Source organism: Kitasatospora sp. NPDC051164 (assembly GCF_044455625.1).
Lineage (GTDB): Bacteria > Actinomycetota > Actinomycetes > Streptomycetales > Streptomycetaceae > Kitasatospora.
The window spans coordinates 55,082-69,347 of record NZ_JBITFB010000024.1 but is presented as its reverse complement, the minus strand read 5'-3'; the positions used below and the strand labels follow the sequence as shown (position 1 = coordinate 69,347).

The 14,266-nt window shown below is 70.4% G+C and carries 14 protein-coding genes; 9 read left to right on the top strand and 5 right to left on the bottom strand.

Features of this window, described 5'->3' with window-relative positions:
• Nucleotides 1-220 precede the first annotated feature (220 nt).
• On the top strand, nucleotides 221-1,249 hold the full coding sequence (locus ACIBEC_RS31505; RefSeq protein ID WP_360502689.1) for a HEAT repeat domain-containing protein: 1,029 nt from the start codon (nucleotides 221-223) through the stop codon (nucleotides 1,247-1,249).
• 441 nt (nucleotides 1,250-1,690) lie between these two features.
• Nucleotides 1,691-2,263, top strand: a complete 573-nt coding sequence (locus tag ACIBEC_RS31500) for a DUF4240 domain-containing protein (protein WP_360502692.1) — start codon at nucleotides 1,691-1,693, stop codon at nucleotides 2,261-2,263.
• 73 nt (nucleotides 2,264-2,336) lie between these two features.
• On the opposite strand, the gene ACIBEC_RS31495 is transcribed toward ACIBEC_RS31500, so the two are convergent.
• Nucleotides 2,337-2,714, bottom strand: a complete 378-nt coding sequence (locus ACIBEC_RS31495; RefSeq protein ID WP_360502695.1) for a hypothetical protein — start codon at nucleotides 2,712-2,714, stop codon at nucleotides 2,337-2,339.
• A gap of 166 nt (nucleotides 2,715-2,880) precedes the next feature.
• Here ACIBEC_RS31495 and ACIBEC_RS31490 point away from each other — a divergent pair, with 166 nt between their 5' ends.
• The 3 genes from ACIBEC_RS31490 (at nucleotide 2,881) to ACIBEC_RS31480 (ending at nucleotide 5,310) form a co-directional block, all read left to right on the top strand.
• Nucleotides 2,881-3,369, top strand: coding sequence for a hypothetical protein (locus ACIBEC_RS31490; protein WP_360502697.1), 489 nt, complete (start codon nucleotides 2,881-2,883; stop codon nucleotides 3,367-3,369).
• 194 nt (nucleotides 3,370-3,563) lie between these two features.
• The gene (locus tag ACIBEC_RS31485) at nucleotides 3,564-4,169 is read left to right on the top strand and encodes a DUF6461 domain-containing protein (protein ID WP_360502699.1); all 606 of its coding nucleotides are present in this window, start codon (nucleotides 3,564-3,566) and stop codon (nucleotides 4,167-4,169) included.
• Between the two features lie 148 nt (nucleotides 4,170-4,317).
• The gene (locus tag ACIBEC_RS31480) at nucleotides 4,318-5,310 is read left to right on the top strand and encodes a YafY family protein (protein WP_360502702.1); all 993 of its coding nucleotides are present in this window, start codon (nucleotides 4,318-4,320) and stop codon (nucleotides 5,308-5,310) included.
• Nucleotides 5,311-5,354: 44 nt separating this feature from the next.
• On the opposite strand, the gene ACIBEC_RS31475 is transcribed toward ACIBEC_RS31480, so the two are convergent.
• Nucleotides 5,355-6,041 carry a glyoxalase gene (locus ACIBEC_RS31475; protein WP_360502704.1) on the bottom strand — a complete coding sequence of 229 codons (687 nt, stop codon included), beginning with the start codon at nucleotides 6,039-6,041 and terminating at the stop codon, nucleotides 5,355-5,357.
• A 119-nt stretch (nucleotides 6,042-6,160) separates the two neighbouring features.
• Between ACIBEC_RS31475 and ACIBEC_RS31470 the strand changes: the two genes are divergently transcribed.
• On the top strand, nucleotides 6,161-6,889 hold the full coding sequence (locus tag ACIBEC_RS31470) for an SDR family NAD(P)-dependent oxidoreductase (protein WP_360502707.1): 729 nt from the start codon (nucleotides 6,161-6,163) through the stop codon (nucleotides 6,887-6,889).
• A 356-nt stretch (nucleotides 6,890-7,245) separates the two neighbouring features.
• Entirely contained in the window at nucleotides 7,246-8,163 is a 918-nt protein-coding gene (locus ACIBEC_RS31465) for an undecaprenyl-diphosphate phosphatase (RefSeq protein ID WP_360502709.1), read from the top strand.
• A gap of 112 nt (nucleotides 8,164-8,275) precedes the next feature.
• On the opposite strand, the gene ACIBEC_RS31460 is transcribed toward ACIBEC_RS31465, so the two are convergent.
• From ACIBEC_RS31460 to ACIBEC_RS31450, 3 genes are all read right to left on the bottom strand, one after another.
• Nucleotides 8,276-9,244 (bottom strand): aldo/keto reductase, encoded by a 969-nt coding sequence (locus tag ACIBEC_RS31460; RefSeq protein WP_360502712.1) that lies wholly within the window; start codon nucleotides 9,242-9,244, stop codon nucleotides 8,276-8,278.
• A 14-nt stretch (nucleotides 9,245-9,258) separates the two neighbouring features.
• A complete protein-coding gene (locus ACIBEC_RS31455; RefSeq protein ID WP_360502715.1) occupies nucleotides 9,259-9,855 on the bottom strand; it encodes an NAD(P)H-dependent oxidoreductase in 597 nt (198 codons plus the stop codon).
• A gap of 260 nt (nucleotides 9,856-10,115) precedes the next feature.
• A complete protein-coding gene (locus ACIBEC_RS31450; protein WP_360502717.1) occupies nucleotides 10,116-11,273 on the bottom strand; it encodes a helix-turn-helix transcriptional regulator in 1,158 nt (385 codons plus the stop codon).
• Nucleotides 11,274-11,441: 168 nt separating this feature from the next.
• Between ACIBEC_RS31450 and ACIBEC_RS31445 the strand changes: the two genes are divergently transcribed.
• On the top strand, nucleotides 11,442-12,026 hold the full coding sequence (locus ACIBEC_RS31445; RefSeq protein ID WP_360502719.1) for a toll/interleukin-1 receptor domain-containing protein: 585 nt from the start codon (nucleotides 11,442-11,444) through the stop codon (nucleotides 12,024-12,026).
• 10 nt (nucleotides 12,027-12,036) lie between these two features.
• The gene (locus ACIBEC_RS31440) at nucleotides 12,037-14,262 is read left to right on the top strand and encodes a PQQ-binding-like beta-propeller repeat protein (protein WP_360502722.1); all 2,226 of its coding nucleotides are present in this window, start codon (nucleotides 12,037-12,039) and stop codon (nucleotides 14,260-14,262) included.
• The last annotated feature ends 4 nt before the right edge of the window (nucleotides 14,263-14,266 follow it).

Genomic DNA, 14,266 nt, shown 5'->3' with positions numbered 1-14,266 from the left:
GACTGACCAACCGTCCGGCTCAGGGCTCAGGCCTGGCCGGTCTCGAAACGGCTGACCCGGCCGTCCGGGGCGACGGTGAACCGCCGGGGCCGTAGTCACCCGATGCGCCCGTGCTTGTCTGTGAACCCTGAGCAGCAGCACGTGAAATCCAGTGCCCGGCACCAGGCTCTTCGGGCAGGATGCGCACATGGACAATGCGGCGGGGCCGGCGGGGCGCTTGATGACTGCGGCGCGAGTGGCGCAGGCCTCGGAGGCGGACCACGACGTGCACGCCTACTGGGATCTGGTCTGGGAGGCGGTGAAGGGGGAGAGCGGGGAGACCGCGCTGCGCTGCGGGTTGGCGTTGTTGGGGTCGGCCGATGTCCTGGAGCGGAAGGTGGGCTGCGATCTGGTGGGAAACGCGGCCGGCGAGCACGAGGCTCTGCGTGGCGAGGCGGCAACCGCCCTGATGGCGCTGGCCGAGGTGGAGACGGAGGCCTGCGTGCTGCGTTCCCTCGTCTGCGGCCTGGGCCGGGCGCAGGACCCGCGCGCCCTTCCCGTGCTGGTAGGGCTTTCCGGACACGAGGACGCCGAGGTGCGGCGTCAGGTCGCCTCGGACATCGCCGTCGTCAACAGCGGACTGCCCGACGGGCCCGATGTCCGGGCGCTGATCCGGCTCACCCGGGACCAGGACCCCGAGGTCCGCAACTGGGCGGCCTTCACGTTGGGATTCCAGCTGGAGCAGGACACGACCGCCATCAGGGACGCGCTGTGGAGGTGCACCACCGACGAGTACGGCGAGGTCCGAGGTGAGGGTGCGCGAGGGCTGGCCAGACGGCACGACCGACGGGCCGTCCCACTGATCGCGCAACTGCTGGACTCCGACGACTGGTTCCACGACTTGGCCCTGGACGCGGCGGAGATCCTGGGCGTCCCCGAACTCCTACCGGCTCTGGCCGCCTGTGAGCTCGACCCGCCCGGAACCGACCGGGCCATCGCGGCCTGCGATCCGGTGCGGCGGGCCCGGATCGAGGACGACGCCTGGACGGTCGTCGTGGAGTTGGAGCGGCTGCGCCCCGACATCGGCGCAGCGCTCAGCTCACCGCGCTACGAGTCGGTGCACTGGATGAAAGTGACCCACCGGGAGGCGGTCGACGCAGAGTACGACCTGGCCTCACTGCTCACCCGCGCCGACGGGGACCCGGTGCGGGCGGCCGAGCTGGTGGTGGCCGACCTCACCGGTTCTGCCGGGATCGGGCCTGAAGCCTGACGGACTCTCGGAGTCTCGGAGTCCCGGACTCCCGGACTCCCGAAGTCTCGGAGTCTTCGGGGCAAGCGCCGCCGAGGAAGTCCGACCGCCCCGCACCGGCCGCCCGCACGGCCGGTGCGAGTGGCCGTCAGGTCTTCGGGACGCTGCTGTCAGCGGAACGCCGTTCTGTCGTAGTGGTTCTGACTTTGCGTCAACTAGTCTCCGGAGCCCGGATGGTCGGCTTCGGGCCAGTGTTTCAGGCCGAACAGCAGGCCGCTGGCGGCGTTGATCACCATGCCGTTGTCGCAGAGCGTCCGCAGCTGGCCCTGGCCCCCGTTCGCGCAGTTCTCCTGGACGAGCGGGGCGCCGTCGGTCGTGCTGCCGCCGGTAACGTACCGATAGGTAAGATCCCCGTCGCTTCGCAGGACCGGCTGTCGTACCCGGGTGGCAGAGTGCCGCATCATGGAAACGGATGAGTTCTGGCGCCTCATCGAGACCGCACGCTCGCAGGCCGAGGAGGGCGGCACCTTCGACCAGGCACTGGTCGGCTTGCTGGCCGCCCGCTCGAAGTGCGAGGTCCTGGAGTACCAGGAGCGATTCGACGAACTCCATGGCGCTCTCTATCGCTGGGACATCTGGGCAGCGGCGTACCTCATCGGCGGCGGCTGCTCGGACGACAGCTTCATCGACTTCCGCGCGGGAGTGATCGCCCAGGGGCGAGCCTGGTACGAGCGGATTGCCCTCAACCCCGATGTCCTCGCGGAACACCCCCTCGTCGTCGCATCCGCAGCGGAACACGACGACGACGTTCTTCTGTTCTACGAGGTGGTCAACTACTCGGCCGCCTACGCGTTCCAGCAGCTCCCCGGCGATGACGAGGACTTCTACGAGGCATGGAACGAGTACTGGAACGCTCACGCTCGTGAGCGGGTGGAGACGGACATGGGCGAGGACTTCGACTTCGACGACGCTGAGCAGATGCACCGTCGACTGCCACGACTCGCCGCCCTCCACCTCCCGAAGCACCCTGGGTGACCCTGGAAACGATCAAGGTCGGCAGAGAGACGCCTACTCAGCGGCTCCGGGCCGGGGCACCCGGGGACAGGGGTCAGTTCTCGGTCGGTGGGGCGGCGGCAAGGAGTTCGCGCTTCACGTGCTGGTAGTCGGCCAGGGCCTGCGGATCGCCGCGGGTGTAGTCGGTCCAGAATCCGGGGCGCTGCCAGCGGGCGTCGGAAAGGCGGGTGCGGCCGTCGGCGATGACCAGGGTCCAGCCGGGCGGTATCCGGGTGTCCACCGTCTCGAAGCCGGTTGGGTCCCAGAGGAGTCCGGGGTCGGGCGTACCGGGCCCGAGCACGCGGATCTGGCAGTCGATGTCGTAGGTGACCATCTCCAGCACCGGGTAGACACCGCCCACCCGGATCCCTTCGAACTCCGTGACCGGGACGTCGGCCGCGGGGTGGATGATCTGCAGGCATCTGACTCTCATGAGAGAAGTCTCGCCCAGCCGATCACCGGTCGTTGTCCCTGGGGCCGGTGGACGGCCGGTCGGGCCCCGCACCGCGCAAAGCCCCCGTGCAAGCCCCCGCGCGCACCCGGTTGGCGGCGCCGGAGTGACGCTTCCTCAGGTCCGCCGGTGGTGCCAGAATCCGCAGGTGAAACACACGACCCACCGCCTCACCCCCGCGCAGCAGCGGCGCCAGTGGATCAGCGGACCGCTCTTCCTGGCAGGCTCGGCCTACTTCCTGTACCTCGCCCTCAGCCGGCCCCTGAACGAACGCACCGCTCTGGTCGCGATCCTGTTCGTCCCCGTGATGGCCGTCATCGGCACCGCCCACCTGCGTGCCGTCTTCACCAGCGTGAGCTTCGACGAGAACGAGCTGTGGTGGACCCCCCCGTGGGGCCGCCGCAAGCGGTTCGCCTGGGCGGACATCACGAACGTCGAGGTGATGAAGAAGAACGGGCGCGCCAACGCCCCGGACATCGTACGGATTACGCACCGGGTCAGCGGCATCGACATCCTGCCGGTGCTGATAGGTCTCCCGGGCATCTGGCGGGACCCCGATTTCGAGGCCAAGGCCGCCGGCCTCGTCAGCACCTGGCGCACCGCCACGGCAGAGGCCACGTCAGCGGCCACGACGTAGGACCGGACCGCACCCCCCGGACGACCCGAGGCGCCGGCCACCACCGCGTGGCCGGCGCCCGCCGCCCCTGCCGCTCAGCAGGGCGAAAAGGTCAAGGGAACCCGGACGCCGCTCCGTCCTCGGCAGCACGGAGGCCGACCTGTCGTACCGGCTGGCTAGCCTGAGAACGTCGATCGCCGCAAGGGGGAGTACGGATGAGTGGCCTGGGTTGGATGTACGGGGCGGACCTGCCGCTGTTGAGCGTCACGTTTGCCCGTGACCTCACGGCACGACAGCTCTTGGAGCGGATGGGGGCGGACCCGGCCACGCTCGCCGAGCGGACACAGGAGGAGTTCGACGAGGACTTCGACGACCTCCTCTACGAGGACGACGCCTACGTGGTGACCGCCGGCCGATACGGGTCGTGGGCGTGGGTGTGGGAGCACGGCAGTTGGCTGTGCGTCGAGGACGACGACCTGCTCGGCGAGGTGTCGGCAGGGACGGCAGCACTGTCCCTGCACGCCAACGAGAAACCGCTCGTGGATTTCCGCTACGCCGAGAACGGGCAGTTGGTGACAGGTCTGCACACCCTCCTGGGCATCGAGCCCCGGCACCGCACCGGCCGGGAACCTCACCGCTTCGACTCCGCTCTGCTGGCGCTGGGCGCCCGACCGGACACCGGAGAGCTCGGACCGCTGGGATTGCGCGGGCTCTTCTACCGTCTCGCCGAAGAGCTCGGCGCGGGCATGGACCGAGCCGATCTCCTCGCCGAGAACGTCCTCAGCGCCCGGCTTCAACCACGTCCCGACCGGGTGGCATGAGGCGCCTGCCGGGCGAACAGCCCGTAGAGGTCAGTCGGCAATCGCTCAGCGAGCGAACTTCTCGACAGGTTGCTGAAGCCGTTGCACCTCGAACGCCAGGGCACATAGTGGACAGAATCGGTCCGGTATCAACGCTAGGCTCGTAAACATGGCTCGACCTACCAGCCGCGTGCTCACCCTCCTGGAACTCCTGCAGTCGGGGGGCCTCAGAACGGTGGCCGAACTCGCCGACCGGCTCGGCGTCGACGGGCGCACCGTGCGGCGGTACGTGGACCACCTGGTCGACCTCGACATCCCCGTGGAGTCGGTCCGTGGCCGCTACGGCGGGTACCGGCTCGCCCCCGGGTACCGCTTGCCTCCCCTCATGCTCAACGACGACGAGGCGCTCGCCGTGCTGCTCGGCCTCGTCGCCGGCCGCAGGACGGGGCTACTGACGGCGGCCGGAACTGCGGGCGAGACGGCAGCGGCCAAGATCCGCAGGGCACTGCCCGAGCGTCTCGCCCGTCGGCTCGACGCCGTCATGGAATCCCTCGCCTTCACGACCGGGCCCGGCGAGTCGGCCACCCCGGAGACGGGGGTGCTGCTCACCATCGCCGATGCGGTACGCCATCGCCGCCCGGTCTCGATCAGATACACCGCCCGAGAAGGGCGACGGAGCGAACGCACGCTGCACCCGTACGGGATCGTCACCCATGCGGGCCGGTGGTACGTCACCGGCACCGATCCCGAGATCGGCGAGGACCGGACTTTCCGGCTCGATCGCATCGCGGACGCGAGGACCCTGCCGGGTTCGTTCGAGCCGCCTGCCGCACTCGATCCGGCACAGCGCGTCCTGTCAGGGTTCGCCAAGGCCGCCTACCGGTACGAAGTGACGCTGCGGATCCATGGGACAGTCGAACAGATCCGCGCCCGACTTCCCGCCAGTGTCGCGATGGTGGAGGAGTCCCCCGGCCCCGCGGAAGGCACGGATCCGCACGCCGAGCGTTGGTTCCACGTCGAGTTGAGAGCAGAGCGGCTCGACTGGTTGCCTCCGGTACTCGCCTCGCTGGACCGGCCGTTCGTCATTGAGCGACCGGACGAACTCCGAGACCTTGTCATCGCGCTCGCCGACCGGCTCACAGCCTCTGCCCGCCGAGCCTGACGCCGCCGCCTCCTCCGAGCAACGCGACGACGGGCGGTGGCGGGTCAGGCCCGCGCGGACGAAGCCTCAGCGACCGGCACGACGGCCTCCCAGACGAAACCGTCCGGGTCTGCGAACGAGTCCGCCGTGCTGCCGAGGACGATGCGGTGCGAGCCGGTGCCGTCGACGGGGACGCCCACCTCCTTGGCCAGGGCGCGGCGCTTGTACAGCGCCAGCTTGACGGCGCCGGTCTCGCCGATCTCGCCGGAGGCGAACTCGGTGTACTTGCCGCCGAAGCTCTTGGCCACGGTCAGGCCCCGGCCGACGTAGAAGTCCCTGGTGGCCTTGACGTTCTCGACGCCGAGCAGCAGGACGACGTCGTCGATCTCGCGGGTGGCCGGGCCGGTGTCCTTCTTCGCCGAGGTCGCGACCTTCCAGGCCGTCCCGTCCGGCGCCTGGACGACGCCGCCGTAGCCCCACAGCGACTTCGCCGCGGGCTTGAGCACGGTGGCGCCGGCGCCCACGGCGGCGGCGAGGAAGGCGTCGACGGTGGCCGGCCGGGACACCGTGAGCGCCAGGGCGAAGCCACGGAACCCGGTGGACGGCGCCTCGGACTTCTGCAGGCGAACGTGCCGGTCCACACCGAAGGCGGTGTAGAAGCGGTGGGCGGCCCCGGGGTCGGCCACCTCGAGGGTGACGGACGCGAGGGACGCGGTGGACACGGTGGACGCGGTGGTTTCGTTGTTTCCCATGTCCGTCACGCTACGGGCGGCCGGGCGGCCGGGGCTTCTCGATTCCTGATCGGTCTCGTCCGCGACGCCCCGGTTACGCTGACCATGATCAACACGAGAAGGTCGAAGGAGGTACGCGCATGGATCTCGCCGGGAAGACCGTGGTGGTGACCGGGGCCGGGCGTGGGTTCGGGAGGGCGCTGGCGTTGCACGCGGGCCGGATGGGTGCGCGTGTGTTCGTTTCCGCCCGCACTCTGGCTGCCGCGCGGAAGACGGCCGAGGAAGTGGCGGCCGACAGCGGTGCGCGAGTGGACGCGTTCTGCTGTGATCTGGCTGACGCGGCCACCGTACGGGGCTTCGCGGAGGGGGTCGCCGCTCACGCCGCCCAGGTGGATGTGCTGATCAACAATGGCGCCCGGTACCTGGACGGCCCTGACCTGTGGGACGCCGACGACGAAGCGATCGCCGACACCGTCGCTTCCGGAGCCACCGGCACCCTGCTGACGGTCAAGCACTTCCTGCCCCTGCTGCGCGCTTCTGAGGGCGCAGATGTGGTCAACGTGGTCTCTTCGGCCGCGGAGGCCCGGAACCACCGGTCTCGGGCGCATCCTGCGTTCTACGCGGCCAAGGCCGCCCAGGCCGGCTTCGCCGACGTCCTCTCTCACCGGCTCCGCCCCGAGGGCATTCGGGTCATCTCGCTCTACCCGCCGGATTTCACGGACGGCGATCCGCTCCACTCCACCTGGGACCGTGCCTCCCGGACGGCGGACGACCCGCTGACCGCCCGGTCCGTCCTCGACTGCGTCCTGTTCGCGATCGGCCAACCCCGCGACTGCTTCATCCGCTCCTTCCACTTCGAGCAGTTGTAGGCCCCGACGCACACGCAGGGCACCGGGCGGACCGGAGGTCGGGCTGATCAGACGACGGAGGCCCCCTGGGATCAACCATCCGGGCTCAGCCGGCGGGCGGTGCCGGGCCCGGGGCGGAGGGTGTCGGGCCTGGGGCGGGGGGTGGGGAGGGAGGGCGGTGCGCGTAGGTGGTCGTCATCAGCGGTCGCTGTCGGGGCGTCAACTCGGCCACCGGGAAGGTGCCGGCCGCAGGGGAGCCGACGAATCATGTAGATCATCTTGTAGTAACCTCGCTCCGCCGAGGGACGGGGGAAGCGGCGTCACCCTCGTGCGGAGGCCGTGCACGGGCCTCCCGCCGATTGCGAAAGTCGTCGAAGATGTCCGTCCTGACCTATCCCGAGGCCGTCGGTGTCGGCCTGCTGCAAGGTGTCACCGAGCTGTTCCCGGTCTCCAGCCTCGGCCACGGCATCCTGTTGCCCGCGCTGGTCGGCGGGCGCTGGCGACACGACCTCGACGTGTCCGCGCCGGGCTCGCCGTACCTGGGCATCCTGGTCGGACTGCGCCTCGCCACCACCCTGGCGCTGGTGATCAGGTTCCGGCAGGACTGGGCGCGGATCACGCGGGGCCTGTGCACTTCGGTCCGCCGCCGGATGATCCGCGAACCGGACCAGCGCCTCGCCTGGCTGGTGATCGCCGGCGCCACGCCCGTCGGTATCGCGGGGCTGGCCCTCAGCGGGGTGTTCAAGGCCGCGCTGGGCAGGCCCGTCCCCGCTGCCGTCTTCCTCACCGTGAACGGCCTCATGCTGTTCGGCGTCGAACTGCTCCGGCGCGACGGTTCCGGTCGACGACGGGCACAGCCGTACGTCGCCGCAGGCGACGAGCACCTCTCCGCCGAGGGACAGTCGGACCGCCGAATCGTCCAGCTGAGCTACTGGCAGGCGGTCGGCATCGGGGCGGCGCAGATCACCGCCTTCCTGCCCGGGATCAGCCGCACGGGGATCACCATCGGCGCCGGCATCCTCAACGGCCTGTCCCACGAGGACTCGGCCCGCTTCGCGTTCCTCCTCACGGCACCCGTGATCGGGTCCGCCGCCCTGTTCGAACTGCCCTCGCTGATCGCCGCGTACGGTGCCGACCTCGGCGCGCAGGTCCCGGTCGCGAGCGTCCTGGCCTTCGTCGGCGGGTACGCGGCCGTGCACTTCCTCAGCAAGTACTTCAAGACGCACACGCTGAAGCCGTTCGCCTGGTACTGCTCACTGGCCGGGCTCGGCGGGCTGGCCTACCTCACGCTCTGAACTCCACCGCGGAACGACCGCACGGCCCGGGGGCCCGCCGCCCCCTCCCCGGTGCGGCACGGCCGTCCCCGCACGGTGCCCCCCCACGGCCGTCCCCGCACCGCGGGCCCGTTCAGAACCCGGTCGGCAGCCGGGGCGTGTACGGCGCTTCCAGGCTCTCCGCCTCTGCGTCGGTGAGGTGCAGCCGCAGGGCGGCCGCGGCGTCGTCGAGGTGGCCCGGGCGGGTCGCGCCGACGATCGGGGCGGCGACGACCGGGTTGCGCAGTACCCAGGCCAGTGCGACCTGTGCCATCGGCACGCCGCGGGTCTCGGCGAGGGACCGGACGGCGTCCACGATCGGCCGGTCGACGTCCGCGAAGAACCGTCCGGCGACCGGGTCCCCGGCCGAGCGGGCGGTCTGCTGCGCGTACGGGCGGGCCAGCCGGCCCGAGGCCAGCGGGCACCAGACCAGGCCGGCCACCCCCTGGTCGGCGAGCAGCGGAAACATCTCCCGCTCCTCCTCGCGCTGCACCAGGCTGTACTGGTGCTGCATCGACACGAAGGCGGGGCCGCCGTCCCGGGCCGCGGTGTACTGCAGCTTCGCGAAGCGCCAGGCCCACATCGAGGAGGCGCCGACGTAGCGGACCTTGCCCGCCGCGACCACCTCGGCCAGGGCCGCCACGGTCTCCTCGACCGGGGTCGCCGGGTCGAAGCGGTGCAGCTGGAAGAGGTCGAGACGGTCGGTGCCGAGGCGGGCGAGCGAACCGTCGACCTGCTCCAGGATGGCCCGCCGGGACAGCCCGGAGCCGCCCGGACCGTCATGCATCGGCAGGCCCGCCTTGGTCGCGAGGACGACGTCGTCGCGGCGGGTGTAGCGCCGCACCGCGCGGCCGACCAGTTCCTCGGAGGTTCCGCCGCCGTACACGTTGGCGGTGTCCCAGAAGGTAATGCCGAGTTCCACGGCCCGCCGGAAGAGCGGCGCGGCGGCGTCCTCGTCCAGCGCCCAGGGGTTGTGGCCCCGGCCGCTGCCGCCGAAGCCCATGCAGCCGAGTGCGATCCGGCTGACGGTCAGGTCGGTGGTGCCGAGCTTCACGTATTCCATGTCCTGCGCCCCGCTCACGCCGGGTACGGGGCGGCGGCCCGGGCGGCCTTCAACGCTCCTGCCCACCAGTCGAGTTGGTCGAGCAGGACCTTGGCGTAGCCGGGCGCCTGCGGGTCATCCGGGCGGCCGTCCGTCCAGGCGGTGAAGTAGTTCGGGAACGCCAGGCCGTCCCGGATGGTCACGGCGTGCAGTTCGGTCAGCACGTTCTCCAGGTGCAGCACGGCGTGCCGGCCGCCGGCCGCGCCGCCGTAGCTCACGAAGGCGACCGGCTTGGCCGTCCACTGGGTGAAGTGCCAGTCGATGGCGGCCTTCAGCGAGGCAGGGTAGCTGTGGTTGTACTCCGGTGTGACGATCAGGACGGCGTCCGCGCCCTCCAGGGCATCGGTGAGCTTCGCCATCCCGGCCGGGCGGGGGTAGTCGGCGCCCGCGAACTTCGGCGAGGCGGCGGGCAGGGCCAGCGGCAGGTCCACCTCGGCCAGGTCGATCACCTCGACGTCGAACCCGCCATGGGCGGCCGCCTGTCCGGCCACCCATTCGGACACCACCGGTCCGAACCGGCCTTCCCTGACACTGCCGACCAGGACGACGAGCTTGTGCGTGTTCTTCTCCATGCCCACCACCCTCCTCCCGCCGGCCCACCGCAACCAGACCGTGCCCAGACTGGCCCCCGCAGGGCCACCCTCCCCACCCTCCCTGACGCGACCGATCCGCCGGGAACTGATCGAGCAGCACAGGTCAAAGGCTCCCCCAGGAAGAAACGCACCCCCTCGACGAACAGCTCCAAGAAGCACTGCGACTCCTCGACGGCGCAACGGCACAACTACGCCCACCACGCCGCGAAGGAGAACATCGGCGGAGGCCGACGACCACGTCAGCGCCGCACCGCACGCGCCGGACGTCGGCCGTCCGCGACGGCGGCTGCGGCTTCGACGAGGTTCCGCTGGCCCGGCGTGGCCCTACGGGTCCGCGTCTGGTCCACGAAACGGCCCAGGTCTGCCCGGATGGTGGCGGAGTCCAGACTCCGGACAGTGGGCAGGAGTGCCTCGATGACGTGACACGCCTGATCGAGGCGATCGATGCCGGCCATGGCTGTGGCCTGACGGATCGTGAAGCGGGTGCGGGAGTTGCTGTCCGGCGGGACTGCGGGGCGGCGCTCGAGTTCGGTGGCGAACAGGTCGGCGGCCTGTTCGAAGCGGCGGAGGCTGACCATGCATGACGCCTCGATGAGGCGGGGGCTTCCGTTCTCGATGCGTGGGCCCCAGCGGGCTCCGCGTCGGTTGTCCTCGTGGGCGTGGTCCCGCGACCGCTCCAGGGCTTCGTGGCAGGCCTCGTAGTCGCCGAGGGACGCGTGCCCCTGGGCTTCGCGCCGCGCGGCGTGGGCACGGATCAGTGGCGTTGCCGCCGCCTGGCCGACGGCCTGGCCGGCCAGGCTGATCGCGGCAGCGGCGTCGCCGCGGTGCTCGGCGATGAACGCTTTGCGGACGAGTGCGTAAGCGGCCATCGTCTCGTCGCCGCCGTTCGCGCCCCAGCGGACCGCGAGATCGGTCCAGCGTAGCGCCTCGGCGAAGTTACCTGCCTCCTGCGCCATCCAGCCCGTGTACTCGGCGAATCTCGATGCCAGCAGCCAGATTTCGTGACGCCCGTCGGCTCCGGCTCCGGCATGTGAAGCGGTGTCGGTCAGGATCCGCGAAATGGACCGCAGCGAAGGGTCCACGAATCGGGGACCGGTGGATCTGCCGATGTCCTTCAGTTCCTCCAGGATCCGCCGGTACCCGGCGACGAGGGAGTCGACCTCGACGGGGCGCTCCGCCGATGCACCGCGGCGCGCGGTTTCGGCGCGTTCGATGAGTGCGCCGTCGGCGTCGCAGGCCGCGTCGCAGGCCGCGGCGACAGCCGGCGTCGGGTTGCGGCGCCCGCTCTCCAGGTTGCAGATCTGCCCTTCGGAGACACTCGCGCGCCGCGCGAGCTCGCGCACGGTCCATCCCCGCTGTGCTCGGAACCTGGCCAGTTCGACGCCGAAGTCGCCCATACCAGCCAGAGTATGAGTCGGCGCCTGCGTGAGACAACGACGGCGGCGAGGACGTCCGTTCGCTATTCAGTTCACGCCGAATATGCGCCCAACCCGGTGCCCCGCCGATACGGTACGTGGAACCCCGTCATCAGGGCGGCCCGGAAAGGGGCGACGACCATGCCGCGTATGTTCCTCAGCTTCCGCAAGGCGGATTCACGGTGGATGCGGGACCGCCTCCACCAGGCCCTGGCCGACCGGTTCGGCTCCGGCGAGATCTTCAAGTCGGGCGGGTCGATCCCGGCGGGTGCCGACTTCGCCGAGATCCTGCGGCGGCAGGCCGCCGAGTGCGAGGTCATGCTCGTGCTCATCGGGCCGGCGTGGCTCGACGCCCGTGGCGACGACGGGATACGGCGCCTCGATCGGGTCCAGGACTGGGTCCGCGTGGAGATCGGGACCGCCCTGCAGGCGGGAAACCGCGTCGTCCCCGTTCTCCTGGGGGATGCGACCATGCTGCCCGAGGTGTCCGAGCTGCCGTCCGAGATCGCGGATCTCGCGCGGATGCAGTTCCTCCGCGTCTCGGAGACCCACCTGGCGGACGAACTCGAGCGCCTGTGCGCCGACATGACGGCTCTCCTGCCCGATCTCGGGCACGGGTCGGCGTCGCCTGCGGCGGCGCCTGCCGCTGAACCGACGGTGACCATGACGGCACATGCGTCCGACGGGGGCAGCGTGTACCAGGCGGCACGCGATCAGACGATCAATCTCGCATAGGGGTGGGGAGTTGAAGAAACTCGAAGCCGGCGATCCTCAGCAGATCGGGCCGTACGCACTGCTCGGAAGAGAGAGCACGGTCAGTACGGGCGAGATCTTCGCGGGGCGCTCGGCTGATGGGCGGGTCGTCGCGGTCACGGTGGTACGGCCTGAGGCGGCTGCGGTGCCGGAGTTCCGGGAGCGGTTCCGAACCGATGTCGCGGCGGGCCGGGCGGTGTCCGGGGACTTCATCCTGCCGATTGCGGACGCCGACCCGGATGCGCCGTCCCCCTGGTTGGCGACCGCGTTCGTTCCGGGACTGCCGCTTCGGCAGGCTGTGGACCGATACGGCCGGCTGTCAGAACCGGCCTTACGACGGCTCGCCCTCGGACTGGCCGCGGCGCTGACCCGAATCCATGCGGCCGGGCTGGTCCATGGCGATGTGGGGCCGGACTCGGTGCTGCTGGCGGCGGACGGACCCCGCGTCGCCGCATTCGGGATCACCGGGACCGCGGAGGCCGCCAGGTCACCGATGAGCGACATGTTCGACCTGGGCGCGACCGTGTTGTTCGCGGCCTCGGGACGCGGACCGACCTGGGAAGGTGAGTCCGAGGATGCGCGGACGCGTATCGCCGAGCTGGAAACGGTGACGGCCGTCCTGCCGCCGTCGCTGCGCGAGGTGATCGGCGGCTGTCTGTACCCGGATCCGTCGACCCGGCCCACCGCGGGACAACTCGTCGACTACCTGAACCGTCAGGGCCTGCCGGATCCCGAAGGCAACTGGCTGCCACCGGCGTTGACCGCCGACATCGCCGAAGCCGCCGCCGCGGCCGCGATGCCGTCGAGCGCGGCCGGCGGCCGGATCAGCCGCCGGAAACTGATCTTCGGTCTGGCTGGAGGCGCGGTCCTGATCGGCGGCGGGGCCACGGCCGCGATCTTGTCCTCCGGGGGCTCGTCGCCGGCACCGAGTGGCCGAGCCGGTGGATTCCCGCCCCCGGAACCGCCAGGTTCACCATCGGGGGTGTCTCCGACACCGACAGTGTCGCCGTCATCCTCGGACGGACCGGCCCCGAGCGTCCTGGCCGGGCCGGACGCGACCAAGGCATGGACGATCGTCGGGCCGAACCAGCCGACGTGCCTGGAAGCGTCCGACAACGTGGTCATGGTGATCACGGACAAGGCCACGGCCTTCTTGGACGCCTCGACGGGTAAGAACGCGCTCCCCTCGCTGAACACCAAGAACACGTTCGGGTCGAGCGATATGAGGTCCCCGACGGCGTACGCGGCCGGAGTCTTCTACTACCTCTGCGAGGCGCCGGACGCATCCAACCTGGTGGCCGCGGTCGACGCCACCACCGGGAAGGTGAAGTGGGCGACCTCCATGGCCCAGACCGATCCCGGTGACGATGCCGATTCCCCGTTCTACAGCGCAAGTAGTGTGGCGGTCAGTGGGAACATCGTGTACGTGTGTGGGACCGTGCACTCCCGTTCATCCTTGAATTCGGATCAGACGACCGGCTACATCCGGGCGTTCGACGGCGCGACCGGTAAGGGACTGTGGGCGGTCAAGGGCACGGACATCAACAACGTGCTGGTGCCGCCGTCGGGCCCCTACCTGCTGGCGGCTTCAAGCACCCCGGTCGGCAAATCCGGCCAGGTCCAGATGATCGACGCCGGGAAGCAGGGTGCCCGCGGCTGGAAGGTACCCATTGCAGACGCTGCCTTCTACTTCGGGACCGGTTGGCCGCTGACGTGCCATGCCGCCGGGCTGTTCTTCTTCGCCGGCGCCGCCGGCGACACGCTCCTCGCCGTCGACGCGGCGACCGGCGCGGAGAAGTGGCATCAGCAGTTCGAGGCGAACAGCGGGGACCACATCCGGCTCGGCGCTCTCTTCGCGAGCCTGGACGGCGCGACGGTCTACGTCCCGGTGGGCAGCAACCTGGCGGCCTTCGCCTCCGCCGACGGGACCGTCAAATGGGTGGCGAGGCTCATCGGATCCGGCGAGCTGGGCGTGACCAACATGTTCAAGGCCTCCTCCAGGATCGGCGGCAAGAACGCGCAGTGTTCGGCCGACACAGTCTTCGTCACCGACGCGGCCAAGACGCTCTGGGCCATCGACGCGGCGACGGGCAAGGCCCGGTGGAAGTACAACGACCCGGGGCAGCCGGACGTCGGGTTCAAGTGGACCGTCGGTGGCGACCGCGTGTTCATCGCCTCCAACCTGACGTTGACCGCGATCCCGATCCACGGACAGTAGTCGG

Excerpts from the sequence above, each read along its gene's own strand:
- ACIBEC_RS31505 (WP_360502689.1), top strand. The coding sequence starts at position 221 with ATGACTGCGGCGCGAGTGGCGCAGGCCTCGGAGGCGGACCACGACGTG.
- ACIBEC_RS31500 (WP_360502692.1), top strand. The coding sequence starts at position 1,691 with ATGGAAACGGATGAGTTCTGGCGCCTCATCGAGACCGCACGCTCGCAG.
- ACIBEC_RS31495 (WP_360502695.1), bottom strand. The coding sequence starts at position 2,714 with ATGAGAGTCAGATGCCTGCAGATCATCCACCCCGCGGCCGACGTCCCG.
- ACIBEC_RS31445 (WP_360502719.1), top strand. The coding sequence starts at position 11,442 with ATGTTCCTCAGCTTCCGCAAGGCGGATTCACGGTGGATGCGGGACCGC.
- ACIBEC_RS31450 (WP_360502717.1), bottom strand. The coding sequence starts at position 11,273 with ATGGGCGACTTCGGCGTCGAACTGGCCAGGTTCCGAGCACAGCGGGGA.
- ACIBEC_RS31480 (WP_360502702.1), top strand. The coding sequence starts at position 4,318 with ATGGCTCGACCTACCAGCCGCGTGCTCACCCTCCTGGAACTCCTGCAG.
- ACIBEC_RS31485 (WP_360502699.1), top strand. The coding sequence starts at position 3,564 with ATGAGTGGCCTGGGTTGGATGTACGGGGCGGACCTGCCGCTGTTGAGC.
- ACIBEC_RS31465 (WP_360502709.1), top strand. The coding sequence starts at position 7,246 with ATGTCCGTCCTGACCTATCCCGAGGCCGTCGGTGTCGGCCTGCTGCAA.
- ACIBEC_RS31470 (WP_360502707.1), top strand. The coding sequence starts at position 6,161 with ATGGATCTCGCCGGGAAGACCGTGGTGGTGACCGGGGCCGGGCGTGGG.
- ACIBEC_RS31475 (WP_360502704.1), bottom strand. The coding sequence starts at position 6,041 with ATGGGAAACAACGAAACCACCGCGTCCACCGTGTCCACCGCGTCCCTC.
- ACIBEC_RS31455 (WP_360502715.1), bottom strand. The coding sequence starts at position 9,855 with ATGGAGAAGAACACGCACAAGCTCGTCGTCCTGGTCGGCAGTGTCAGG.
- ACIBEC_RS31460 (WP_360502712.1), bottom strand. The coding sequence starts at position 9,244 with ATGGAATACGTGAAGCTCGGCACCACCGACCTGACCGTCAGCCGGATC.